Here is a 23864-nt window from a genome sequence, read left to right on the forward strand (position 1 = left end):
CACCATCGGTGCCCACGAACCATGCGGGAGGGGCAGAGATGGCAGCGGCCGACGGCCACGACCCGGTGCACCTCTTCGTCGAACGGATGGCCCTCACGTTCGCCGAGGTCGGCTTCCCGCGGATGGCCGCCCGGGTGCTGTTCACCGTGATGAGCGCGGACGATCCGCTGACGGCCGCCGAGATCGGCGAACGGCTCGGAGTCAGCGCGGCGGCGGTCAGCGGCGCGGTCCGGTACCTCACCCAGTTCGGCATGCTGATCCGCGAGCCGGTCCCCCGCTCCCGCCGCGACCGTTACCGGATGCCGGAGAACCCCTGGTACGAGGGGACCATCACGAAGACCGCGATCTACAAGACGTTCATCGACGTGGCCGAGGGCGGCGTCGGGGCCCTCGGCGCGGAGACGCCGGCCGGCGAACGGGTGGCCGAGATGCGCGACTTCTTCATCTTCGTCCAGGGAGAGATCGACTCACTGGGCGAACGCTGGCGCGTCCGCCGAGCCCAGACCGGCCACCTGCGCCCCGGCGAGTCAGGCTGAGCTGCCCCAGCGGGCCTGCTCCAGCAGCTCCACCGCACGGTCCCGCGCCTCGGAGTCGTCGGAGCGCAGCAGGGTGGTGGCCTCGTCCACCGCGTCGGTGAGTCGCCGCCACTGCGCGTCACGCTCCCGCACCAGGTCCGACTGGGCGGCCAACTGCCGGGTCTTCACCCACAGCTCGACGAAGACCGACACCTTGGCCCGCAGCACCCACGGGTCGAACGGCTTGGTCAGGTAGTCCACGGCGCCCACCTGGTAGCCCCGCAGAGCGAGCTGGGCGTCCCGGTCGGCGGCGGTGAGGAAGATGATCGGCACGTGCCGGGTGCGCTCCCGGCGCTTGATGTGACTGGCCGTCTCGAAGCCGTCCATGTCCGGCATCTGCGCGTCCAACAGGATCACCGCGAAGTCGTCCACCAGCAACTGCTTGAGCGCCGCCTCGCCACTCTCCACGGCCACCGACTGGACCGGCAGGCCCTGGAGGATCGCCTCCAGGGCCATCAGGTTCTCCCGGCGGTCGTCCACGAGCAGCGCCTTGGCCATCTGGGTCACGAAGTCTCCTCGGTGCGGCTGCCGCTGATCCAGGACGACATCAGCTCGATCAGGTCGTCGAGGTCGACCGGCTTGGTGATGTAGTCGCTTCCTCCGGCCGCGAGCGCCGACTCGCGGTCGCCCGGCATCGCCTTCGCGGTCAGGAAGACGACGGGGAGATCGGCGAACCGGTGGTTACGCCGGATCTGACGGGTCGTCTCGTACCCGTCCTGGTCGGGCATCATGGCGTCCATCAGCACGATGTCCACCTCCGGATGCTCGGCCAGCAGGCGGACGCCGTCCGCCCCGTTGTCCGAGTACAGCACGGTCATGCCGTGCAGCTCCAACGCGCTGGTCAGAGCGAAGACGTTGCGCACGTCGTCGTCCACGATCAGCACCGTGGCCCCGTCCAACTGCCGGGTGGCCGGCGCCTCCGGCCGCTCCGGCAACAGCTCCAGCGGCGGCATGAGCAGCGACGACGGGAGGCCGGCGCGCTGTGGCGACGGCGGCTGCGGCGCGACGACCGCGTCCGGAGCGAGGACCTGGGGTACGAACAACGTGAACGTCGAGCCCTGCCCGGGCGCCGACGAGACGGTGATCGTGCCGCCGATCAGTCGCGCCAGGTCCCGGCTGATCGACAGACCCAGACCGGTGCCGCCGTAGCGGCGGCTGGTCGTGCCGTCCGCCTGCTGGAACGCCTCGAAGATGATCGACAGCTTGTCGTCGGAGATGCCGATCCCGGTGTCGATCACGGTGAACGCGATCACCTGCTGGGCGTTCGTCAGCGCCGGCACGTCGAACACCGCGTTCGGCGCGGCCGGGGCGATCCGCAACGTCACCGCGCCGTTGTCGGTGAACTTCACCGCGTTGGAGAGCAGGTTGCGCAGGATCTGCTGCAACCGCTGCGCGTCGGTCACCAGCGCCGGCGGCAGATCCTTGCTGACGCGTACCTGGAAGTCGAGATTCTTCTCCTCGGCCTGCGGCGCGAACGCCTGCTCGACGAAGCCGCGCAGCTCGGTGAAGCGGATCTCGGTCGGCTCGACGTCCATCCGGCCCGCCTCGATCTTGGACAGGTCGAGGATGTCGTCGATCAGCCGCAGGAGGTCGGAGCCGGAGCCGTGGATCGTCCGGGCGAACTCGATCTGCTTCGGGCTGAGGTTCTGCTCCGAGTTCTCCGCGAGCAGGCGGGCCAGCAGCAGCAACGAGTTCAGCGGCGTACGCAGCTCGTGGCTCATGTTGGCCAGGAACTCCGACTTGTACGCCGACGCCCGGGTGAGCTGCTGCGCCTTCTCCTCCAGACCGAGGCGGGCCAGCTCGATCTCCCGGTTCTTGGTCTCGATGTTGCCCTTCTGCTCGGAGAGCAGGGTGGCCTTCTCCTCCAGCTCGGCGTTGGTGCGCTGCAACTCCGCCGACTGCTCCTGCATCTCGTGCGCCAGCCGCTGCGACTGGGCCAGCAGCTCCTCCGTACGCCGGTTGGCCTGGATGGTGTTGACCGCGATGCCGATGGTGAGCACCAACCGCTCCAGGAACGACAGGTGCAGCTCGGAGAAGGCGGACACGCTGGCGAACTCGATCACCCCGAGCAACTCCCCCTCGAACAGCACGGGGAGCACCACCAGGTCGGTCGGGGGTGTCTCGGCCAGACCGGAGCGCAGCGTGAGGCGGCTGTTCGGTGGGGCGCTGACCCGGATCGTCCGACGCGAGAGGGCGGTCTGCCCGACCAGCCCCTCACCCGGCCCGAAGGTCACGTCGTGCCCCCGCGCCACATAGCCGTACGACGAGGTCAACCGCAGCCGCATGCTGCCGTCGGTGTCGTCGGCCAGGAAGAACGCGCCGAGCTGCGCGTCGACCAGCGGCGTCACCTCGGTCATGATCATGCGGCAGACCTCGCCGAGGTCGCGTTGGCCCTGCAACAGGCCTCCGATGCGGGCCAGGTTGGAGTCCAGCCAACCCTGCTCGGCGTTCTTCTTGGTCGTCTCCCGGAGGGTGACGATCATCTGGTTGATGTTGTCCTTCAGCTCGGCGACCTCGCCCTGCGCCTTGACGGCGATCCGCTGGGTCAAGTCGCCCCGGGTCACCGACGTGGACACCTGGGCGATGGCCCGTAGCTGGGTGGTCAACGTCGAGGCGAGCTGGTTGACGTTCTCGGTGAGGTCGCGCCAGGTGCCGGACACGCCCTTGACCTGCGCCTGACCACCCAACTTGCCCTCGATGCCGACCTCGCGGGCCACCCGCGTGACCTCGTCGGCGAACGACGAGAGCTGGTCCACCATCGTGTTGACGGTCGACTTCAGCTCCAGGATCTCGCCCTGGGCGTCCACGGTGATCTTCTGGCTCAGGTCGCCCTTCGCCACGGCCGTGGTCACCGAGGCGATGTTGCGGACCTGGCTGGTCAGGTTCGACGCCATCGAGTTCACGTTGTCCGTCAGGTCCCGCCAGGTGCCGGACACGCCCTTGACCTGCGCCTGACCGCCGAGCTTGCCCTCGGTGCCCACCTCGCGGGCCACCCGGGTCACCTCGTCGGCGAACGACGAGAGCTGGTCCACCATCGTGTTGACCGTCGACTTCAGCTCCAGGATCTCGCCCCGCGCGTCGACGGTGATCTTCTGCGACAGGTCGCCCTTCGCCACCGCCGTCGAGACCTGGGCGATGTTGCGGACCTGGGCCGTCAGGTTCGACGCCATCGAGTTCACATTGTCGGTCAGGTCGCGCCAGGTTCCGGCGACCCCACGCACCTGGGCCTGCCCGCCGAGCTTGCCCTCGGTGCCCACCTCGCGGGCCACCCGGGTCACCTCGTCGGCGAACGACGAGAGCTGGTCCACCATCGTGTTGACCGTCGACTTCAGCTCCAGGATCTCGCCCCGCGCGTCCACCGTGATCTTCTGGCTCAGGTCGCCCTTCGCCACGGCCGTGGTCACCGAGGCGATGTTGCGGACCTGGCTGGTCAAGTTCGACGCCATCGAGTTCACGTTGTCCGTCAGGTCCCGCCACGTACCGGAGACGCCCTTGACCTGCGCCTGACCGCCCAGGTTGCCCTCGGTACCCACCTCACGGGCCACCCGGGTCACCTCGTCCGCGAACGACGAGAGCTGGTCGACCATCGTGTTGACGGTGTTCTTCAACTCCAGGATCTCGCCCTGCGCGTCGACAGTGATCTTCTGCGACAGGTCGCCCTTCGCCACCGCCGTGGAGACCTGGGAGATGTTGCGGACCTGGCTGGTCAGGTTGCCGGCCAACTGGTTGACGTTCTCGGTGAGGTCACGCCACGTGCCGGAGACGCCGCGCACCTGCGCCTGACCGCCCAACTTGCCCTCGATGCCCACCTCACGGGCCACCCGCGTGACCTCGTCGGCGAACGACGACAGCTGGTCCACCATCGTGTTGACGGTGTCCTTCAGCTCCAGGATCTCGCCCTGCGCCGCCACGGTGATCTTCTGCGACAGGTCACCCCGCGCCACTGCCGTGGAGACCTGCGCGATGTTGCGGACCTGGGCGGTCAGGTTCGACGCCATCGAGTTGACGCTGTCGGTCAGGTCCTTCCAGGTGCCCGCCACGTTCGGCACCTCGGCCTGCCCGCCCAACTTGCCCTCGGTGCCCACCTCGCGGGCCACCCGGGTCACCTGCTCGGCGAAGAGCCGCAGCGTGTCCGTGAGGTAGTTCATGGTGGCGGCCAGCTCGGCCACCTCACCGCGCGCACTGACCGTGATCTTCTGCGACAGGTCGCCCTTGGCCACCGCCGTCGCCACCTGCGAGATCGACCGCACCTGGCCCGTCAGGTTGGACGCCATGGTGTTCACCGAGTCGGTGAGGTCCTTCCACGTGCCGGCGACACCCCGTACGTCGGCCTGGCCGCCCAGCTTGCCCTCGGTGCCCACCTCACGGGCCACCCGGGTCACCTCGTTGGAGAACGACGAGAGCTGGTCGACCATCGTGTTCACGGTGCGCCCGATCCGCAGGTACTCACCGCGCAGCGGCCGACCGTCGATCTCCAACGCCATGTGCTGGGACAGGTCGCCGTCGGCGACCGCCACGATGACGCGGGCGATCTCGGTCGTCGGCCGGCCCAGGTCGTCGATCAGCGAGTTGATCGCCCGCTGCCCCTCCGCCCAGGAGCCGTCCAGCCCCTCGTCATCGAGCCGCTCGGTGAGCCGACCGTCCCGACCGACGATCCGGCTGATCCGCCGCAGGTCCAGGTACTGACGCTCCTGGACCGAGACCACCTCGTTGAAGGCGTCCGCCACCTCACCCGCCTTGCCGGCGCGACGGGGCAGCCGGACCTTCAGATCACCGCGACGAACCCGTCGCAGCGCCTCGGTCAGCTCATCGAGGAGCGCGTCCTGGTCGGGCGCGGACGGATCCGCGTACGACTGCTTCGCCGTGGTCATGATGCCTCGCTCACCTGGGGGGGTCCGTGCCCGTACAGACACACCGGCACCCCATATTGTGCCCGCGTCGGCCGTAGTGCCAGGGTGCGCGACCCGCCGATCGAACGCGGCGGCCCCCGGGATCCTCGCGGCGGTACCCAACCGGACACAGAAGTCGCCGAGTGGCGCTCGTCACATGGGTGACGCCGCGCTGCCCCCACCGATCACGGATCGGCTTGGCACCTGGCCGGGGAACGGTAGAGGATACGGGGGTGTCAGCCGAGGCGGGGCCCGCGACGGCCGGGGCCCGGAACGGGGCCGTCCGGCGTGTGCGTCTGCCCGCCGACCGTCGTACGCCCGCCGCCGCCCGCGCGGTCGTCCGCTCCGTCCTCGCCGAGGCGCACCTCGACGATCTGGTCAACGAGGCGCTGCTGCTCACCACCGAGCTGACCACCAACGCCGTCGAGCACGCCGGCACCGAACTGGACATCGAGGTCGTGGCGGACGGTGTCGGGCTCTCCGTGACCGTCTCCGACTTCGCTCCCAGCTCGGGCAACGACGAGCTGACCGTCGGCGTCCGCAACGACACGGCGGAGATCGACGAGGTCTCCGAGCGAGGTCGCGGACTGCTACTCGTCGACCACTTTGCCAGCCGCTGGGGCACCACGTACCTGCCGACCGGCAAGGGCGTCTGGTTCCGCCTGGACCGGCCCGGCACCGAGCCGGCCGCCGGCGCCAGCGCCGGCGGCACGTCGATGGCCGGCGGCCCCGGGGCCGGCGACGGCTCGGCGCCGAGCGCGGGCGCGATGAGCGAACTCATGCAGACCGCCCCCGACATGTACGCGGACGACCCGCTGCCCGACTTCGCCGCCAGCCTGCTCAGCCGGGTCGCCGAGATGGTCGGCGCGGCCGGTGGGGCCGTCCGCCTGGACCGGGGCGACGGGCAGGGCCGACAGTTGTTGGCACGCTTCGGCCGGCAGCCCCGCCCCGACAGCGAGTTGCTCCGGGTGCCGCTGACCGTGCACCGCCCGTACGCCGGGGAGTTGGAGCTGGACGCCGCGCCATCGGCGTACGCCCGCCCGTTGGCGGTGCTCACCGCGGAGCGGCTGTCGCTGCACCTGGAGAACGACCGGCTGCGCCGGGCTGACGTCCGCCGGCAGGCGTGGCTGACGTTCCTCGCCGAGGCGAGCGAGCTGCTGGCCCAGTCGCTGGACGTCGAGCTGACCATGGCGTTGATTCCGCAGTTGGTGGTGCCCCGCCTCGGCCAGTGGTGCGCAGTGCACACCACCGACGAGTGGGGCCGGCTGCGGCTGGCCGCGACCAGCCACGCCGACGAGTCGGTGCTGCCACAACTGCACCGGGTGCTGGCGGAGACCGGCCCGGATTCCATCCAGGCCCGGCTGCGGGAGGCGTCCCGGAGTGCGGCGCAGATCCCGCTCGGCGGCCCGATGGAGGGCTTCGCGGTCCCGCTGATCGCCCGCGGCCAGCGACTCGGCACTCTCGCGGTGGGCCGGCACCAGCGGCACCGGCACGACCCGGACGAGGTGGCCGTCCTGGAGGACGTGGCCCGGCGGGCCGCGCTGGCGATCGAGAACGCCCGGATCCACGCCGAGCGCCGACGGGTGGCGCAGACGCTCCAGAAGTCCCTGCTGCCACCCGTGCTGCCGGTCGTGGAGGGCATCGGCTTCGCCGCCGAGTACGTGCCCACCGGCGACGACGCCGAGGTGGGTGGCGACTTCTACGACGTGGTGCCGCTGCCCGACGGGCGCTGGCTCGTGGTGATCGGCGACGTGTCGGGCAAGGGCGTCCAGGCGGCGGCGGTCACCGGGCTCGTCCGGGACGTCATCCGGGTGCTGGTGGGTGACGGCAAGCCGTTGCCGGAGGCGCTGGCCCGGCTCAACGAGACGCTCGTCGAGCGGGGCGGCGGCCGGTACTGCACGTTGGCCCTGGCCGCGGTCGGGCCGGGCGACGGCGACCACCTCGACGTGTCGCTGCACCTGGCCGGGCACGACCGGCCGGTGCTGCTGGCCGGCGCGGGTGGCGCCCGGTTCGTCGGTGCCGGGGGCACGGCGCTGGGTCTGCTCGACACCATCACCTCACCGACGACGGAGATCACGCTCACCCCCGGCGACTCGCTGATCTTCTATACCGACGGGGTCACCGAGCGGCGGCACGGTCGGGAGCTGTTCGGCACCGACCGGCTGCGCGACGCGGCCGCGCCGCTGGCCGGCTACTCCGCCGACGTGGTCGCCGCGCGCCTGCGCGCCGCCGCCATCAACTTTTCGGTCGAGCCGCCCCGGGACGACATCGCCGTCCTGGTGCTCCGCAACGACGCGGTCTGACCGGCGCAGGCTCAGCGGGCCGGCGTAGCGCCACGCGTGGGCTCGACGGCCGCACCGGGGCGGCCTCACAGGTCGCCGGGGAGGCGGCCGGGGGCGAGGCGTCGCTCCGGGTCGAGGTGCTCTTTCGCGGCGCGGAGCTGGACCAGGCCGGCCAGCTCGCCCCACAGGTCGACGGCCTGTCGAACGGCGGCCGGGGCGGAGACGACCACGCAGCGGCCCTGCCGGGCCAGCAGCACCCCGCGGACGGCGGCCAGGATGGACGCCACCCGGTCGGGTGGCACCGCGCCGGGCAGGGCCGCGTGCACCACGCCCAGGCCGGCCGAGCCCCGCACCGGCACGGGAGCGCCGGCCGCGTCGCGCAGCGCGTACACGGCGGCGTGCAGATCGCTGATCGGCACCTCCAGCCGTAGTGCCGTGTCGCCGGGCGCGAAGGGGTAACGACGCCACCACGGCGGTGCCGAGTGGGTCACGGTCGCCTCGCCGTGCAGCAGGCCGACCAGGCGTTCGGCGCGCTCGTTCACCTCGGCCGGGCCGCCTTCGAGCAGCACGACGAGGCTGCCCGCCCGGGACGGGGCCCCGGACCGGCCGGACATCGACGGGTGGCGCTCACGGGCGGTGGCGGACGGATGGCCCGGCGGGTACACGCTGCGTGGCCGGGGCAGGCCACCGGGCAGGTCCAGCTCGATGGCCGCCGGATCGAGGCGGGCGGCGAGGATCGACCGGATCAGCTCGTGGACCTCCAGCGGGGTCCACACCGGCCGGGAGACCCACAGCCGGCTGGCGGGCACCGGCTGCACCCGCAGGCTCGCCGAGACCAGCACGCCGAGCGCGCCCTGCGAACCACACAGCAGCCGGGCCAGGTCGAGCCCCGGGGCGCCGCCGCCGGCGCTGACCAGCTCACCGTCGGCGGCCAGATAGCGGACGCCGACGAGCTGGTCGCACGGGCTGCCGTGGCGGTGCCGCAGCGGACCGGCCTCCCCGGCGGCGAGCACCCCGCCGAGGGTCGCGCCGGGCGAGGGGGTGTCCATCGCGAGCCGCTGCCCGGTGCGTTCCAGAGTGGCCTGTACCGCCCGCACCGGAGTGCCCGCGCCCACCTCGACCACCGACGCGCCGACCGGCTCGTGGCCGATGCCGGCCAGCCGACCCGTGTCGAGCAGGATGTCGACCTGCGTCGGGGTGGCACCCCAGTCGATCTTCGTGCCGGCGCCCCGGGGAACCACCGCGAGATCGTGGGCGGCGGCCAGCCGCAGCACCTCGGCCGCGGCGTGCGGACCGCCGGGCACCGCCACCCAGCGAGCGGGCCGCCCGGCCACCTCGTCGGCCGGGCCGGCGAGTCGGGCGAACGGCGGACCGCAGATCGCGGTCAATCGCCGGGTGATCTCGAGGGCTCCGGACCGGCCGAGGGAACTCGCTGCTGCCGCCATGCCGGCCATCGTACATGTGTTCGAAAGACCGGGTGGGGATGTTCGGGATGCCGCTGGTCCGGCACGGAGGGTGAGTCGGCCGGTAACGTGGCCGCCGTGACCACCGAGACTGCCCCGCCCGCGGCGAAGCGGGTGCCCACCGAGCGCACCCACCACGGCGACACCGTCGTCGACGAGTACGCCTGGCTCGCCGCCAAGGACGACCCGGAGACGATCGCCTACCTGACCGCCGAGAACGCGTACACCGAGGAGCGCACCGCGCACCTGGCCGCCCTGCGTGCGGAGCTGTTCGAGGAGACCCGGCAGCGCACCCGCGAGACGGACCTGTCGGTGCCCACCCGCAAGGGCGGGTACTGGTACTACACCCGCACGATCGAGGGCCAGCAGTACGGGGTGCACTGCCGGCGCGCGGTCCGCGACGGCGAGTCCGAGCCGCCGGTCAGCGCGGACGGCGCCCCGCTCGACGGCGAGGAGGTGCTGCTCGACGGCAACCTGCTGGCCGAGGGGCACGACTTCTTCTCGCTGGGCGCGTTCGACGTCAGCCCGGACGGGCGCTGGCTGGCGTACTCGACGGACTTCTCCGGCGACGAACGCTTCACCCTGCGCGTGAAGGACCTGAACACCGGCGAGCTGCTGCCCGACGAGGTGCCCGACACGTTCTACGGCACCGCCTGGTCGGCCGACGCGTCGGCGCTGTTCTACGTGACGGTCGACGATGCCTGGCGGCCCAACCGGGTCTGGCGGCACACCATCGGCTCCGCCGCGTCCGACGACGTGGTGGTGCACCAGGAGGACGACGAGCGGTTCTGGGTGGGCGTCGAGCTGACCCGCTCGGAGAAGTTCATCCTCATCGACATCCACAGCAAGGTCACCAGCGAGGTGCTGGTGATCCCGGCCGGCAACCCCACCGGCGCGCCGGCCGTGATCGCGCCACGCCGGCAGGGCGTCGAGTACGCGGTGGAGCACCACGGCCACCGCTTCCTGATCCTGCACAACGACGGCGCGGAGGACTTCGCGCTGGCGTTCACCTCGGCGGACACCCCGGGCGACTGGGTGCCGCTGATCGAGCACACCCCGGGCACCCGCCTGGAGGCGGTCGACGCGTTCGCGAACCACCTGGTGGTGTCGCTGCGCACCGACGGCCTCACCGGCCTGCGGGTGCTGCCGATCGGCAGCGACGACTCGTACGACATCGACTTCCCCGAGCCGCTCTACAGCGTGGGGCTGGACGCCAACCCGGAGTACCGCACCGGACAGGTCCGCCTGCGCTACTCCTCGCTCGTCACGCCCGACTCGGTCTACGACTACGACCTGGTCACCCGGCAGATGGTGCTGCGCAAGCAGAAGCCGGTGCTGCCCGGTCCGGACGGCCGACCGTACGACCCGGCCGAGTACGAGCAGCACCGCGACTGGGCGCTCGCCGACGACGGCACCCGGGTACCGATCTCGCTGGTCTGCCGGGTCGGCACGCCCCGGGACGGCTCGGCGCCCTGCGAGCTGTACGGCTACGGCTCGTACGAGGCCAGCATGGACCCGTGGTTCTCGGTGGCCCGACTGTCCCTGCTGGACCGGGGCGTGGTCTTCGCCGTGGCGCACACGCGGGGCGGCGGCGAGCTCGGCCGGCGCTGGTACGACCAGGGCAAGATGCTGGCCAAGAAGAACACCTTCACCGACTTCGTGGCCTGCGCCCGGCACCTGGTCAAGGCCGGTTGGACGGCCAGCGACCGGCTGGTGGCCCGGGGCGCGTCGGCCGGCGGCCTGCTGATGGGCGCGGTCGCCAACCTCGCTCCGGACGCCTTCACGGGGATCGTGGCGCAGGTGCCGTTCGTGGACGCGCTCACCTCGATCCTCGACCCGTCGCTGCCGCTGACGGTCACGGAGTGGGAGGAGTGGGGCAACCCCCTCGAAGACCCCGAGGTGTACGCGTACATGAAGTCGTACACGCCGTACGAGAACGTCACGGCGGTCGACTACCCGGCGATCCTCGCGGTGACCAGCCTCAACGACACCCGGGTGCTCTACTCCGAGCCGGCGAAGTGGATCGCGCGGCTGCGGGCGACCGCACCGCAGGGCGACTACCTGCTCAAGACCGAGATGGGTGCCGGACACGGCGGCCCGAGCGGTCGTTACGACGCCTGGCGCGAGGAGGCGTTCATCAACGCCTGGATCCTGGACCGCCTGGGCCGCGCCTGACGCCTGATCCCGGAGGTGGTGGCCGCACGCCACCACCTCCGGAAGATCGCGCGATCAGGCCGTCCGCAACTCGTCCACCGCCGTGCTCACCCGCAGGAAGAGCAGGCCGACACCGACCGTCACCAGCACCGCCGCCAGGGCGCCGGCGCCGAGCCAGGCCAGGTGCTCCAGCGGTACGGCGACAGTCCGCTCCTGCGCAGCGGTCTGCACGAGGTGGGTGTACTGGTCGCGGGTGGCCGGGTCGTTGCAGAGTTCTGCCGTGGCGTCGCACACCGTCGTCGACGATGCGCTCGTGGTGGTGCTGGGGAAGAGTCCCCGGCCGAGCAGCGCTCCGACGGTGAGCGCCAGCAGGATCGCCGGCACCGCGGGGGTGAGCGCCTGCCAGGCCACCGATCCGCTGAGCGTGGCACGGGGCACGCCGGTGGCGACCAGCGCGGCGTAGGCGCGTCGGCGGGCGACGATTCCCTCGACCAGCGCGACGATCAGACCGCCCGCCGCGACCAGCACCGCGACGGCCACCGCGGCGTCGACCAGGTCCATGGTCGACAGGTAGAACGGGTTGGCGCCGCCATCGTCCACCCCGGCGAGGCGGTTCTGCTCACGATCCAGCGCGTCCTGGGCGACGAAGTAGGCGCGCTGGACCGCCGCGCCGGCACCGAAGATCACGGCGGCCAGCAGGGCGGCGAAGGTCCGACTGCCGGCCCACGGATCGGCCATCAGCCGACCGGCCGCGAGCAGCCCCGCCGCGCCACGGGCATGCCGGCGCAGCAGACGCCCGCAGGTGTACGAGATCCAGCCGGTGCCGACGACCACTCCGATCATCGCGGTGAGCCCGGCTGCCAGGAACAACAGCGGCACCAGCCAGCCCAGCAGCACGCTGTTCCCGTCGACCCGGTAGAGCACTGGGCGTACGGCGACGAAGGACCCCAGGCCCAGGCCGATCAGCAGGCCGGCCCAGGGACGTGGACCCCGCTCACGGGCGGCCTTGCGACTGACCCCGAGCGGACTCGTCGTGACGGTACGCAGCATGAGGGCGGTGGCCAGCGCCGCGATCACCGGCAGTCCCAGCACCACCGCGACCAGCGCGCCGGTCGACGGCAGCACGTCGGTGGGCAGCGCCAGCCGGCCCTGGTCGTCGGGCCGGTGCAGCAGCTCGCGGCCGAGCAGGTAGACGCCCAGCCCGGCGAGGGTGCCGAGCAGGCTGGCCAGGCCGGTCTCCAGCACCGCGAGGCGGGTGACCTGACCGGGGGTCGCGCCGGCCAGCCGGAGCGCGGCGAGTCGCCGGTCCCGGGCCGGCGCGCCGAGCCGGGCACACTGACCGGCAAGTGCCAGCACCGGGACGGCCAGCATCACCAGCGCGAACGCGGTCCCGCCGCGCAGTCCCGGCTCACGCAGCAGCGCGTTGCGATACTGCTCGGACTGCGCCCAGGCGTCGCCGGCCGGTTTCTGAATCGCGAGCACGGTGAGCGCCGCCAGCCCGGCCAGCGCCGCCAGCAGCGCGCTGAGCGCGGTCAGCACCACGCGTGCCGTGTCGGTGCGGTTGCCGGCCAGCGCGAGCCGTACCAGCGTCGCGGGCCTCACCGTGCGCCGCCCGCCAACGGCACGTCGAGCCCCAGGCCGGTGTGGTCCACCAGGCCGTCGCGCAGCACGATCTCCCGATCGGCGTACGCGGCGATCCGCGGCTCGTGGGTGACCAGCACGACGGAGGTGCGTTGCTCACGGGCGAGCCGGACCAGTTGGGTGAGCACCTGCTCGCCGGTGAGCGTGTCGAGCGCGCCGGTCGGCTCGTCGGCGAAGAGCACCCGCGGCTCGGTGACCAGAGCGCGCGCCGTCGCACACCGCTGCTGCTGACCGCCGGACATCTCGCCGGGACGCAGGTCGGCCAGGTCGGCCACCCCGAACCGGTCCAGCCAGGTGAGGGCGGCCGTCCGCGCCTCTCGCCGCCCCGTGCCGGCGAGGAGCAGGGGCAGCGCCACGTTCTCGGCCGCCGTCAGCTCGGCTACCAACTGCCCGAACTGGAACAGCACCCCGAACTCGGTACGCCGTAGCCGGGACCGGGCAGCCTCCGACCAGGTGTCGAGCCGGTGGCCGCGCCAGGTGACCTCGCCCGCGTCGGGCCGCAGGATCCCGGCCAGGCAGTGCAGCAGGGTCGACTTGCCGCAGCCACTCGGCCCGGTGACCGCGACGATCTCGCCCTCGGCCACGTCGAGCGTCACACCGCGCAGGGCGGGCGTCGGGCCGTACGCCCGAACCACGCCGCGAGCCTGGAGTTGCGTCACGCGTGCACCTCCCGGTGCCAGTCGGCGACCCGGCCCAGCGTGGTGTGCAGCCAGCGCAGGTCGGCGTCGAGATGGGCGATCGCGAAGTCGGCCGCGACCACGTCGTTGAGGGTGGCGGCCGGGTCGGTCTTGACCGCCGTCAGCTCCCGCAGCCGCGCGGTGTGCGCGGCACGCTGGGCGACCAGGTACGACCGTGCCCGGTCGACGTCGGCGACCAGCAGCGCCACGACGACCTTGGCGAAGAGCGTGCTGGCCACGTACGGCATCGGTTCCTCCACCATGGACAGCCAGCGGTCCAGGGTGGAGCGACCCTCGTCGGTCAGCTCGTACGCCGTGCGGTCCGGCCCGGAGGCGCGGTCCTGACCAGCGGTGGCCACGAGCCCGTCCCGTTCGAGGCGACCGAGGGTCGCGTAGACCTGCCCGAACGCCAACGGCCGAGCCCGCGGCAGCCGCTGGTCATGAGCACGCTTGAGCTCATACCCGTGCCGACTCCCCCCGGCGAGCAGCCCGAGCAAAACATGCGGCGTAGACACCCGTCCCACTATTCACCCAGCGAATACCCCCGGTCAACACCCACCCCACCCCCCACCCCGCGTGATCAAGAGGTTTGCGTCATCGACAGGGCGAAATTTGACGCAAACCTCTTGATCACCGGAGCGCAGAGAGGGGGCCGGAGGGCCCTGGGGGGTGGGGGGTGGGGGGTGGGGGGTTTAGCGGCGGCGGAGGACTACTACGGCTACGTCGTCCTGGATCTTGTCGGGGGCGAGTTCGACCAGGAGGCGGGCGCAGAAGTCGTCCAGGTTGTCGTCCACCGTGGCCGACACCGCGGCCAGCGCGGCCAGCCCTTCGTCGATGGTGGCGTCCCGGCGCTCGATCAGCCCGTCGGTGTAGAACACCAGCGTGGCGCCGGTCGGCAGGACGAACTCCAGGTCGGCCGGTCGGGGCGCGCGGACGCCGAGCAGGGGCGCCGAGTGCTGCACGAACTCGACCTTGCCGTCGCGGTGCAGCAGCGGCGGCAGATGACCGGCGCTGGCCAGCCGGACGTGGCCGCTCGGTGGGTGCAGCAGCAGGACGCAGAGCGTGGCCAGTTCGTTCGGCAGCAGGGTACGCATCAGCTCGTTGACCCGGTGCAGGATCTCGCCGGGCTGGTGCCCCTCGACGGCGTACGCCCGCACCGCGTGCCGTAGCTCGGCCATCACGGTGGCCGCGTGCAGCGAGTGGCCGGCCACGTCCCCGATGGCCAGCAGGAGGTGCCCGTCGAGCATCACCAGCTCGTAGAAGTCGCCGCCCACCTCGGTCTGCGCGCTGGCCGGCTCGTAGCGCACCGCGAAGTCCAGTCCGGCGACCGTGGGCAGGTTGCGCGGGAGCAGACTGCGCTGGAGGGTGACGGCGATCCGGTGCTCCTCGTCGAAGGAGCGCTGGGCCTCGACGGCCGCCGCGACGGCCTGGGCGAGCTGCACGAGCACCGGCGTCCGGGCGGTCTGGGTGGCGGTGGGTACGACCACGTAGAGCGGCGCGCGGTCCTCCCGCAGCCGGGCCGCGGCCACGGTCACCGTGTCGTCCGCGGGCCAGGTAATCAGCTCCCAGTTCTCCGGAGGCTCCACCCGCACGGTGGCACCGGTGGGCACTCCGGTGTCGTCGACGACCCACGGCACGACGGCGGCTTCGGCGCCGGGGCCGGCGCAGACACCGGCGATGCAGTCACCGTCGAACGTCTCGGCGATCACTGCGGCGGGGCTCTTGAAGATCTGTGCGGCCCCCTCCGCGGCGACCTCGAGCAGCCGTGCGAAGGTCGACGCGGCGTGCACCGCGACGGTGGTGTCGGCGAGGCCGAGCAGTCGCTCGGCGAGCAGTTCGGCACGCTGCCGGGCCTGGTAGTAGCGCAGGACCGCCCGGGAGGTTGCGATCAGCTCCTCCGGCTCGATCGGCTCGGCCAGGTACGCGTCCGCCCCCCGGGTGAGCCCCTGGGCGCGGTCGGCCACGTCCACGGCGTGCGCGGAGACGTGGATCACCGGCATCGCCGGGTGGGCCGCCTTGATCCGCTCGCACACCTCGTAGCCGCTCAGGTCGGGCAACCGGACGTCGAGCACCACGAGGTCGATCCGGTCCGTCTCGACCCGGGCCAGCGCGTCGGCGCCGTTCTCCGCTTCGAGCACGGTGTACCCGGCCCGGGTGAGCCAGCTGACCAGCAGGTAACGCTTGGTACGGCTGTCATCGACCACCAGGACGGTCGTCGGCCCGGCGTCCACCGTCACGCTCCGCCGGCGGGCAGGGAGACGGTGAAGGTGCTGCCCCGGCCGGGCTCACTCGACAGCTCCAGCGTGCCACCGAGCAGGGTCACCAGCCGCCGGGCGTACGGCAGGCCGAGGCCGGTGCCACCGACCCGGGTCGCGCCGGGCACCTGGTAGAACTCCTCGAAGATCCGATCGTGCAGCTCGGGGGCGATGCCCGGGCCGGTGTCGCTGACCTCGAAGGTCCACCTGTCGTCGCGGCGTCGGGCGCGTAGCCGCACCTCGCCGCGCTGGGTGAACTTCAACCCGTTGTGCAGCAGGTTCCGGAGCACCTGGCCGAGCAGGACCTCGTCGGTGCGCAGCACGGCCGGCGCGGTCGGCTCCTCCACGGTCAGCTCGACCTCGGGCCGGGTGGCCAGCGCCCGCATGGTGCCGCGCAGTTGACCGAAGACCGGGCGCAGGTCGACGTCCGCCCAGTCCGGCTCGATCCGGCCGGACTCGGCCTTGGCGAGGTCCAGCAGTTCGTTGACCAGCCCGAGCAGGTCCTCCGCCGAGGAGCGGATGAGGCCGACCTGGCGGACCTGCTCGACGGTGAGCGGGTCGGACGAGGAGTCCGCGAGCAGGCGTCCCAACCCGATGATCGCGGTCACCGGGGCGCGCAGCTCGTGGCTCACGTTCGCCAGGAACCGGCTCTTCGATTCACTCGCGGCACGCAGTTGGGCCGACTTCTCGTCCAACTCGGCGTAGAGGGCGACGACTCCCCGGTTGGTCTCCTCCAGCTCCTCGGTGAGCTGATTGTAGAGCGCCACCACGCCACGGTTGGTCTCGGCCAGCTCCTCGTTCAGCACGGCCAGCTCGTCGCGCTGGCTGCGCACCTCGTCGAGTGCGGCGATGAGCTGACCGTTCTGCACGGTCAGTTCGTCCAGCGCGCTGGCCGGCGCGGTGCTACCGAGTTCGGCACGGAACTCGGCCAGCCGCTCCGGGGTCGGCGTCGGCGCGTTGGCCGGGACTCTGCGGGACATCCTTACGACCGTAACCCCCTCGGCGGTCGCCACGCTCAGGGTGTCGACCAGGCGGGACACCGCACCGGACTGCGGCTCGTACCGGCCGTCGGGCAGGGGGGTCACCGGCGCCAGGTCGGCACGGAGGTGGAAGCGCCCGTCGGAGCTCCCGTCGACGTGGAAGGTGACGTCGGCGCCGCCGGTCATCCGGAGCAGGTCCCGGGCGACCTCGCTGAGCGCCGTGGCGATCCGCACCTGGTCCTGGTGTTCGAGGCCGACCACGCCGGCCACCTCGCGGCCACGCTGGCGGATGACGAAGATGTCTTGTTCGACGCGGAGCGCCATCTGCAGCAGCGGCGCGATGGCAGGATCAGTCATGCCCAGGACCTCGCCACCAGGACGCAGGCGTCGTCGCGCCGCGCCCCGGCGTCGCGCAGCAGGGTGGCCGCCATCACGAGTGGGGACCGTTCGGCGATGCCCGGGTAGTCGGCCATCCGCCAGCGGTCGACGACGCCGTCGCTGTGCATGACGAGCCGGGCGCCCGGCCCGAACGGGTAGTCGTAGCCGCGTACCGTCGGCCGCTGGTGCCCGGCGATGCCGGGCAGCGAGACGAGCCCCCGACGCTGGCCGTCACCGTCGACGATCACGCCGGCGATGTTGCCGAGCCCCGCGTAGTGCAGCACGCCGGACGCCAGTTCGGCGACCGCGAGCGCCGCGCCACGGGTGTGCGACATGCTCCGGTGCAGGTGGCTCACGACCGCCGCCGGGGCGCCGGCCGGAGCGTCGCGGAAGGCGGCGAGCGCGGCCTCGGTGGCGGCGGCGGCCAGCGGGCCGTGCCCCAGACCGTCGCTGACGAGCACCTGGTGCCGGCCGTCGACGAGCCGGACGGCGTACCCGTCACCGCTGACCGTCTCGCCGGGGATCGGCCGGGTGAGACCACCGGCCCAGGACGGTGTCGCCGGTTCGGCCGGCCAGACCTGGACGGCGAAGACGGTCCCCTTGCCGGGCAGGGAGTAGCCGTCGAACCAGCTCGCCTGCCGGACGATGGCGCCGAGGCCGATGCCGAGTGTGCCGGTGGTGGAGTGGCCGTCCCGGGAGGAGACGGTGAGATCGGCCATGCCGGGTCCGGAGTCGATGGCGACCATCTCCACGCCGGCCTGCCCGGCGCGGCGGACCGGCCGCAGCAGCAGGACGCCGTTGTCGGCGTGCTTGACGAGGTTGCTGGTCAGTTCGGCGGCGACGATGGCCAGGTCCGCGATGCGGGCCGCGCCCATCTCGATCTGCTCGCCGAGGCGTTCGGCCGCCCGTCGTACGGCGCTGGCCGCGCTGCTGGCCTCCACCCGGAACCAGATGCCGCTGTCGGTGACCGCGTCTCCATTCACCGGGCCCACTTGGTGACCGTGATCCGGGTGCCGGTCTCCGCCGAGGTCTCGATCTCGAACTCGTCGACCAGACGGCGGGACCCGCTGAGGCCGAGACCGAGGCCGCCGCCGGTGGTGTACCCGTCGGTCAGGGCCAGGTCGAGATCCGCGATGCCGGGGCCGGAGTCGGCGAAGACGATCTGGAGGCCCTTGCGTCGGCCGTTGTCCACGGTCGCCACCTCGACGGTGCCGCCGCCGCCGTACACCAGGGTGTTGCGGGCCAGCTCGCTCGCGGCCGTGACCACCTTGGTCTGGTCGACCAGCGACAGCTTGACGGCGACCGCCACCGACCGGACCAGTTGCCGGACGCGGACCACGTCCTCGTCGCTGCGGACCGACTGCGCCTGCGGGTGGCCCAGGTCGATGCCCGTGGTCACGGCGTGGCCGTCTCGGCGTCCGGATCGTCGTCGAGCTGGTGATCGAGCTCGTCGGCGTTGGCCGCCGCGATCAGCTCCATGCCGCGCTCGACGTTCAGCGCGGTACGGATGCCGTTCAGCGACAGCCCCAGTTCGACAAGGGTGATGGCGACGGCGGGGCGCATGCCGACCACCACCGTCTCGGCGTCGAGGACCTTCGAGATCGACGCGATGGTGGAGAGCATCCGGCCGACGAACGAGTCGACGATGTCCAGCGCGGTGATGTCGATGATGACGCCGTGGCAGCCGGTGGCCACGATCCGCTCGGCGAGATCGTCCTGGAGCTGGACCGCCGTCTGGTCGGACATGTCGAGCTGGATGGAGACGAGCAGGATGTCACCGATCTTGAGGATCGGTACGCGTTCCATCAGGCGTCCCTGCGGGACTGGCGACGGGCGGACTCGATCCCGGTGAGCCGCAGCACGTGGCGCAGCGCGTCGGCGAGGCTGGCCTTGGTGGCGATGTCGCCGAACTCGATGCCGAGCGCCACGATGGTCTGCGCGATCTGCGGACGGATGCCGGAGATGATGCAGTCGGCGCCCATCAGCCGGGCGGCCACCACGGTCTTCAGGATGTGCTGGGCGACCTGGGTGTCCACGGCGGGGACGCCGGTGATGTCGATGATCGCGTACGGGGAGCCGGTGTCGACCAGGGTCTGCAGCAGCCGCTCCATGACCACCTGGGCCCGGGCGGAGTCCAGGGTGCCGACCAGCGGGACGGCGACCACGCCCTCCCACAGCTTCACCACCGGGGTGGAGAGTTCGAGCAACTGCTCGGCCTGGTCGGCGATGAGGCTCTCGCGGGTGCGCACGAAGCTCTCGAAGGTGAACAGGCCCAGCTCGTCGACCAGCTTGGAGTAGGCGACGAAGTCGTGCAGCGCGTCGGCGGTGCCGGAATCCTGGAGCAGCTCGGCCAGCACGTCCTTGAGCGCGAACACGCTGATCGTCGTCTCGGTGGCGGAGAAGCCCTGCCGGGCCCGCCCCCGGGACAACTCGGAGAGCGTGGCGCGTAGTTCGCCCGTGCTCTCGGCGGACAGGTCGAAGCTGCCCTGCTCGGCGACGCCGACGATGGCCTGATGCAGGTCCTCGACCTGTCGGCGCAGCTCGGCGTGGCTCAGCCGGCCCCGCAGCGAGCCGGCGACGATGTCGGTCCACCGCTGCGTGATCTGCTCGGCGTGGCCGCCCAGCAGCGCGGCCAGCCGACCACTTTCCTCGGCGTTCAACGCCATCGCGAAAACCCCCCTCGACCTGGACCGGCCGGACTCTATCACCGGGGCCTGCACAACTACTTGCTCCGTAGCAATGGAATGACGGGGACCACCGGATGACGGCTCCCGTTCTGCGTACGACCCCGGTCGTGGGATACCGTTCCCCCGATAACAGGAGGTCTGGCGAATGTCCCTGACGGTGCACACGGAACAACGCGGCGACGTGGTCGTCGTGTCGGTGGCGGGCGAGCTGGACATGGCAACCGCACCGCAGTTGCAGGACCAGATCACCGACCTGCTCGACAAGGGCCGCAACCGGCTGGTGTTCGACCTGGCGGACGTCTCGTTCTGCGACTCGACCGGTCTGTCGGTGTTCGTTCGCGCCAAGAACAGCTGTGACGAGGCCGGCGGTGTGGTGCGGTTGGCCGCTCCGCAGCGTGGCGTGCTGCGCATCCTCGAGGTGAGCGGGCTCGTCGAGGTGCTGCACACCTATCCGACGGTGGACGAGGCCGTCGCCGGCGAACCGACTCCGGCGTCCTCCTGACCACTGTTTCGACCTACTCGTCCTCGACGTAGCGGGGACGGGCGATTGCCATGCCCGCCGCCGTCTGCACGGCGAGCGCGGCCAGCAGGAATCCGATCGGCGCCGTCCAGCCGCCGGTGATCTCGTAGAGGATGCCGACCGACAGCGGGCCGAGGGCGGCGATCACGTACCCGGTGCTCTGCGCGAAGGCCGAGAGCGCGACGGTCCCGTCGGCGGTACGCGCGCGCAGACCGATCGTCGTGAGGATCAGCGGGAACGCGCCCTGGCCGAGCGCCAGCAGGGTCACCCAGAGCAGCGCGGCACCGTGCGGTGCCAGCGCCAGCCCCAGGTAGGCCAACGCCGACGCGCCGGTCAGGCCGAACACCAGCGGGCGCAGGGTGGCGAGCCGGCCGGCGAGGGTGGGCATCAGCAGCGCGATCGGCACGCCGAGCGCGGTCACCCCGGCGAGCAGCAGCCCGGCCGACTCGGGCCGGTAGCCGGCGTCGCGGAACAGTTGGGCCAGCCAACCCATGATGGCGTACCCGCTGAGCGACTGCGCCCCGAAGTAGATCGCCATGGCCCAACCCAGCCGCGTCCGCGCCGGCCGGACCCGCGCGGCGACGGCCGCCGTCGGGGTCGCGCGCCGCGCGCCCCGACGGGTCCGCAGCGCCAGCGGCACCCACGGGAGTACGGCCACCGCGGCCAGCCCGGCCCAGACGCCCAGCCCGGCCCGCCAGGACCCGAAGGCGTGCGCGATCGGCACGGCGGAGGCCGCGGCCACCGTCGTGCCCAGGGTCAGCGCCATGGTGTACGCCCCGGTGACGAGCCCGGTCCGGTGGCCGAAGTGCTGCTTGACGAGCATGGGCAGCAGGATGTTGGCGACCGCGATGCCGGCCAGTGCCAACGCGCTGGTGAGCACGAAGATCCAGGCCGAGTCGGTGGCGGCCCGGAGCACCTGGCCGACGGCCAGGACGATCATGGCGACCACCAGTACCCGCGCCGGGGCGACCCGGCGGACCAGCCACGGGGTGAGCGCGCCGAGGCCGGCGAACGCGATGGTCGGCAGGGTGGTGACCAGCCCGGCCATGACGCCGGAGAGGCCCAAGCCGGCGCGGATCTCGTCGAGCAGGGCGCCGAGGCTGGTGACCGCCATGCGCAGGTTCAGCGCGACCAGCAGCATCCCGACCAGCACCAGCGCGCCACCGGTCACCGGGTGCGTCCGCCGGGCCGTGGGTTCGCGCGTCGGGTGGGTGTCGACGGCGAGGACGGGTGCGGGCAGGGCCGGAGCGGCGGCGGCTGGCGGGGTCATGACCTCTAACCTACAATCATGGGATGAATTCTGGGCCGGTGATGTAACCAGTGCCACCGTCGGTCGATTCCCCCGCCGCGCAGCCAGCCGTGCCTCCCCGGGGGCACCGAGTCCGCCAGACCATCGAGCAGCTCCGGGCCCGGATCCTCGGCGGCGAGTGGCCGGTGGGCGGCCGCATCCCCACCGAGCCACAGTTGGTCGCCGCGCTGGGCGTCGGGCGCAACACGGTCCGCGAGGCCGTCCGCGCCCTCGTGCACGCCGGGGTGCTGGAGTGCCGGCAGGGCTCGGGCACCTACGTGGTGTCCACCGACGAACTGGCCCCGGTGGTGGCCCGTCGACTGGGCGACGACCGGATGACCGAGGTCATCGAGGTACGCCGCGCGTTCGAGGTGGAGGCGGCCCGACTCGCCGCGCTGAGGCGTACACCGCAGGACCTGGCGGCGCTCGACGGCGCGCTCGCCGACCGCGAGGCGGCCTGGCACGGCGGCCGGGTCGACGCGTTCGTGGAGGCCGACGCGGCGCTGCACGTCGCGGTGGTCGCCGCCGCGCACAACGCGATGCTCGCCGAGCTGTATGCCTCCTTCGGTGCCGCCCTGCGCAGCACCGTCGCCCAGGCGATGGGTGACGCGCTCACGCCCGAGCGCTACGTCGACCACACCCGGCTGGTCGAGGCGATCCGGGCCGGCGACGCGGGCCGGGCGGCGATCGAGGCCGGTGCTTTTCTGGAGCCGGCCGACGGGGCATAGGTTGTCCGCGACGGAAAACCGGACACCTCGGGAGTACGGATGCTCAAGGGCTTCAAAGACTTCATCATGCGCGGCAACGTCGTCGATCTGGCGGTCGGTGTCGTCATCGGCGCCGCGTTCACGGGCGTGGTCACCCAGCTCACCAAGTCGTTCCTGGAACCGCTTGTCCGCGTGATCATCGTGTTGATCACCGGCAACAAGAACGGCCTCACCGGCTCGGTCCCCACGTTCCGGGAGATCCCGTTCGACTGGGTGGCCTTCGTCAACGCGGTGATCACCTTCCTGCTGACCGCGATGGCGCTCTACTTCCTGGTCGTCTACCCGATGAACCGGCTGGCCGAGCGGCGCAAGCGGGGCGAGGAGCCGCCGCCGGCCGCCCCCAGCGAGGAGGTCAAGCTGCTCACCGAGATCCGGGACGCCCTGGTCTCCGCCGGTCACACGACCCCGGGCCAGCAGCGTGGGGCGCTTGACGACGTGCTGGGTCGCCGGACGGAACCGCCGACGCAGCGCTGACCCGAACGGATGCACATCGACCCCTGCGGGATTCCCGCAGGGGCCGCATCTTCTCGTACGTGTGTTCGATAGAGTCCGGCCATGGAGCAGCGAAAGCACTGGTGGAACGGGAAGTGGGGGCGGCTGGCCCGGCGGGACGTCTTCCTCCGGGTGGACGCCGACCGGTGGCACGTCGAGCAGCGGGCCGGCGGCGCCGAGGGCATTTCCCGGTTCTACGAGTACGGCAGCGCGGACGAGGCCGAGGAGACGGTCCGGGCGCTGCTCGACGGCACGGACACCTGGCGGGAGCTGTCTCCCCGCCCACCGGGCGGCTGGACCCTCCCGAACGGCTGAGCGTGCGGCTCCGGAGGCGGCGTTTAGCGGCATGCCGCCTCGGGAACCGCTGAGAGATGGACCAGCAGGACGCGCAGCAGGCGACCATCTCGCGGATCACCACCGGGATGCCGGTGATCGACGTGGCCGGCACCGAGGTCGGCACCGTGGACCTCGTCCAGCGCGGTGACCCGAACGCGGTGACCGTGCAGACACCGACCGCCGACCCGGGCAGCAGCCTGGACGAGCTGATCGAGGCGACGGCGGTCGAGGAGCCGGACGTGCCGGCCGACCTGGCGGCACGTCTGCTGCACACCGGCTACCTGAAGGTCGCCACCGAGTCGGCCGACGGCGCCGTGTACGTCCCGGCCGACCGGATCGGATCGGTGGCCGACGGCCAGGTCCTCCTCGCCGTGGGCATGGCCGATCTTCCCCGCGAGGAGTGACCCCGTCGCCTGATCGACTCGGGTTCACGCAAAGCGCGGCATCACCGCAGCCTGGACACCCCGCCTTCTAAGAACC

At 72.0% G+C, this 23864-nt stretch carries 21 protein-coding genes; 8 read left to right on the forward strand and 13 right to left on the reverse strand.

What is annotated here, in order from left to right:
• The first annotated feature begins 38 nt into the window (after window positions 1-38).
• Window positions 39-536: a helix-turn-helix domain-containing protein gene (locus tag ABZ272_RS03545; protein ID WP_355048321.1), complete on the forward strand. Its 498-nt coding sequence runs from the start codon at window positions 39-41 to the stop codon at window positions 534-536.
• On the opposite strand, the gene ABZ272_RS03550 is transcribed toward ABZ272_RS03545, so the two are convergent.
• Both ABZ272_RS03550 and ABZ272_RS03555 read right to left on the reverse strand, forming a co-directional pair.
• Window positions 528-1082 (reverse strand): response regulator, encoded by a 555-nt coding sequence (locus tag ABZ272_RS03550; RefSeq protein WP_355048322.1) that lies wholly within the window; start codon window positions 1080-1082, stop codon window positions 528-530. The two genes, ABZ272_RS03545 and ABZ272_RS03550, sit on opposite strands and share 9 nt — an antisense overlap.
• The gene (locus tag ABZ272_RS03555) at window positions 1079-5446 is read right to left on the reverse strand and encodes a HAMP domain-containing protein (RefSeq protein WP_355048323.1); all 4368 of its coding nucleotides are present in this window, start codon (window positions 5444-5446) and stop codon (window positions 1079-1081) included. The genes ABZ272_RS03550 and ABZ272_RS03555 overlap by 4 nt, the downstream gene beginning before the upstream one ends.
• 251 nt (window positions 5447-5697) lie before the next feature.
• Here ABZ272_RS03555 and ABZ272_RS03560 point away from each other — a divergent pair, with 251 nt between their 5' ends.
• Window positions 5698-7767, forward strand: coding sequence for a SpoIIE family protein phosphatase (locus ABZ272_RS03560; RefSeq protein ID WP_355048324.1), 2070 nt, complete (start codon window positions 5698-5700; stop codon window positions 7765-7767).
• Window positions 7768-7832: 65 nt separating this feature from the next.
• Here the strand turns inward: ABZ272_RS03560 and ABZ272_RS03565 are convergent, their stop codons facing one another.
• Entirely contained in the window at window positions 7833-9191 is a 1359-nt protein-coding gene (locus tag ABZ272_RS03565; RefSeq protein ID WP_355048325.1) for an FAD-binding oxidoreductase, read from the reverse strand.
• A gap of 96 nt (window positions 9192-9287) precedes the next feature.
• On the opposite strand from ABZ272_RS03565, the gene ABZ272_RS03570 reads away from it, so the two are divergent.
• Window positions 9288-11384 (forward strand): S9 family peptidase, encoded by a 2097-nt coding sequence (locus ABZ272_RS03570; RefSeq protein WP_355048326.1) that lies wholly within the window; start codon window positions 9288-9290, stop codon window positions 11382-11384.
• Window positions 11385-11438: 54 nt separating this feature from the next.
• Here ABZ272_RS03570 and ABZ272_RS03575 read toward each other — a convergent pair whose 3' ends face one another.
• The 9 genes from ABZ272_RS03575 to ABZ272_RS03615 form a co-directional block, all read right to left on the reverse strand.
• Entirely contained in the window at window positions 11439-12965 is a 1527-nt protein-coding gene (locus tag ABZ272_RS03575; protein ID WP_355048327.1) for an ABC transporter permease, read from the reverse strand.
• Entirely contained in the window at window positions 12962-13663 is a 702-nt protein-coding gene (locus tag ABZ272_RS03580) for an ABC transporter ATP-binding protein (protein ID WP_355048328.1), read from the reverse strand. The genes ABZ272_RS03575 and ABZ272_RS03580 overlap by 4 nt, the downstream gene beginning before the upstream one ends.
• Window positions 13660-14196 carry a PadR family transcriptional regulator gene (locus tag ABZ272_RS03585; protein ID WP_355048329.1) on the reverse strand — a complete coding sequence of 179 codons (537 nt, stop codon included), beginning with the start codon at window positions 14194-14196 and terminating at the stop codon, window positions 13660-13662. The genes ABZ272_RS03580 and ABZ272_RS03585 overlap by 4 nt, the downstream gene beginning before the upstream one ends.
• A gap of 177 nt (window positions 14197-14373) precedes the next feature.
• The gene (locus ABZ272_RS03590; RefSeq protein WP_355048330.1) at window positions 14374-15912 is read right to left on the reverse strand and encodes a SpoIIE family protein phosphatase; all 1539 of its coding nucleotides are present in this window, start codon (window positions 15910-15912) and stop codon (window positions 14374-14376) included.
• Window positions 15913-15914: 2 nt separating this feature from the next.
• Window positions 15915-17273 (reverse strand): ATP-binding protein, encoded by a 1359-nt coding sequence (locus ABZ272_RS03595; protein ID WP_355048331.1) that lies wholly within the window; start codon window positions 17271-17273, stop codon window positions 15915-15917.
• Window positions 17270-18277, reverse strand: coding sequence for a SpoIIE family protein phosphatase (locus ABZ272_RS03600; RefSeq protein ID WP_355048771.1), 1008 nt, complete (start codon window positions 18275-18277; stop codon window positions 17270-17272). The genes ABZ272_RS03595 and ABZ272_RS03600 overlap by 4 nt, the downstream gene beginning before the upstream one ends.
• Entirely contained in the window at window positions 18274-18693 is a 420-nt protein-coding gene (locus tag ABZ272_RS03605) for an anti-sigma regulatory factor (RefSeq protein ID WP_355048332.1), read from the reverse strand. Before ABZ272_RS03605 ends, ABZ272_RS03600 begins: the two co-directional genes overlap by 4 nt.
• Window positions 18690-19100: an STAS domain-containing protein gene (locus ABZ272_RS03610; RefSeq protein WP_355048333.1), complete on the reverse strand. Its 411-nt coding sequence runs from the start codon at window positions 19098-19100 to the stop codon at window positions 18690-18692. The genes ABZ272_RS03605 and ABZ272_RS03610 overlap by 4 nt, the downstream gene beginning before the upstream one ends.
• A complete protein-coding gene (locus ABZ272_RS03615; protein ID WP_355048334.1) occupies window positions 19100-19960 on the reverse strand; it encodes an STAS domain-containing protein in 861 nt (286 codons plus the stop codon). The genes ABZ272_RS03610 and ABZ272_RS03615 overlap by 1 nt, the downstream gene beginning before the upstream one ends.
• Before the next feature lie 166 nt (window positions 19961-20126).
• On the opposite strand from ABZ272_RS03615, the gene ABZ272_RS03620 reads away from it, so the two are divergent.
• Window positions 20127-20483 (forward strand): STAS domain-containing protein, encoded by a 357-nt coding sequence (locus ABZ272_RS03620; protein ID WP_007454464.1) that lies wholly within the window; start codon window positions 20127-20129, stop codon window positions 20481-20483.
• A 13-nt stretch (window positions 20484-20496) separates the two neighbouring features.
• Here the strand turns inward: ABZ272_RS03620 and ABZ272_RS03625 are convergent, their stop codons facing one another.
• Window positions 20497-21642: an MFS transporter gene (locus ABZ272_RS03625; protein WP_355048772.1), complete on the reverse strand. Its 1146-nt coding sequence runs from the start codon at window positions 21640-21642 to the stop codon at window positions 20497-20499.
• 179 nt (window positions 21643-21821) lie between these two features.
• Between ABZ272_RS03625 and ABZ272_RS03630 the strand changes: the two genes are divergently transcribed.
• The 4 genes from ABZ272_RS03630 to ABZ272_RS03645 all read left to right on the forward strand — a co-directional run bounded on the left by ABZ272_RS03630 (window position 21822) and on the right by ABZ272_RS03645 (window position 23788).
• Window positions 21822-22517: an FCD domain-containing protein gene (locus ABZ272_RS03630; protein ID WP_355048335.1), complete on the forward strand. Its 696-nt coding sequence runs from the start codon at window positions 21822-21824 to the stop codon at window positions 22515-22517.
• 39 nt (window positions 22518-22556) lie between these two features.
• Window positions 22557-23030, forward strand: coding sequence for a large conductance mechanosensitive channel protein MscL (mscL, locus tag ABZ272_RS03635; protein WP_355048336.1), 474 nt, complete (start codon window positions 22557-22559; stop codon window positions 23028-23030).
• 81 nt (window positions 23031-23111) lie between these two features.
• Window positions 23112-23363: a hypothetical protein gene (locus ABZ272_RS03640; protein ID WP_355048337.1), complete on the forward strand. Its 252-nt coding sequence runs from the start codon at window positions 23112-23114 to the stop codon at window positions 23361-23363.
• A gap of 56 nt (window positions 23364-23419) precedes the next feature.
• A complete protein-coding gene (locus ABZ272_RS03645; protein WP_355048338.1) occupies window positions 23420-23788 on the forward strand; it encodes a hypothetical protein in 369 nt (122 codons plus the stop codon).
• Window positions 23789-23864: the final 76 nt, after the last annotated feature.

It is taken from the genome of Micromonospora sp. NPDC005979 (assembly GCF_040614415.1).
Classification (GTDB): domain Bacteria; phylum Actinomycetota; class Actinomycetes; order Mycobacteriales; family Micromonosporaceae; genus Micromonospora.

Excerpts from the sequence above, each read along its gene's own strand:
- ABZ272_RS03545 (WP_355048321.1), top strand. The coding sequence starts at position 39 with ATGGCAGCGGCCGACGGCCACGACCCGGTGCACCTCTTCGTCGAACGG.
- ABZ272_RS03555 (WP_355048323.1), bottom strand. The coding sequence starts at position 5,446 with ATGACCACGGCGAAGCAGTCGTACGCGGATCCGTCCGCGCCCGACCAG.
- ABZ272_RS03565 (WP_355048325.1), bottom strand. The coding sequence starts at position 9,191 with ATGGCGGCAGCAGCGAGTTCCCTCGGCCGGTCCGGAGCCCTCGAGATC.
- ABZ272_RS03595 (WP_355048331.1), bottom strand. The coding sequence starts at position 17,273 with ATGACTGATCCTGCCATCGCGCCGCTGCTGCAGATGGCGCTCCGCGTC.
- ABZ272_RS03610 (WP_355048333.1), bottom strand. The coding sequence starts at position 19,100 with ATGGAACGCGTACCGATCCTCAAGATCGGTGACATCCTGCTCGTCTCC.
- ABZ272_RS03615 (WP_355048334.1), bottom strand. The coding sequence starts at position 19,960 with ATGGCGTTGAACGCCGAGGAAAGTGGTCGGCTGGCCGCGCTGCTGGGC.
- ABZ272_RS03620 (WP_007454464.1), top strand. The coding sequence starts at position 20,127 with ATGTCCCTGACGGTGCACACGGAACAACGCGGCGACGTGGTCGTCGTG.
- ABZ272_RS03625 (WP_355048772.1), bottom strand. The coding sequence starts at position 21,642 with ATGCTGCTGGTCGCGCTGAACCTGCGCATGGCGGTCACCAGCCTCGGC.
- mscL (WP_355048336.1), top strand. The coding sequence starts at position 22,557 with ATGCTCAAGGGCTTCAAAGACTTCATCATGCGCGGCAACGTCGTCGAT.
- ABZ272_RS03640 (WP_355048337.1), top strand. The coding sequence starts at position 23,112 with ATGGAGCAGCGAAAGCACTGGTGGAACGGGAAGTGGGGGCGGCTGGCC.
- ABZ272_RS03645 (WP_355048338.1), top strand. The coding sequence starts at position 23,420 with ATGGACCAGCAGGACGCGCAGCAGGCGACCATCTCGCGGATCACCACC.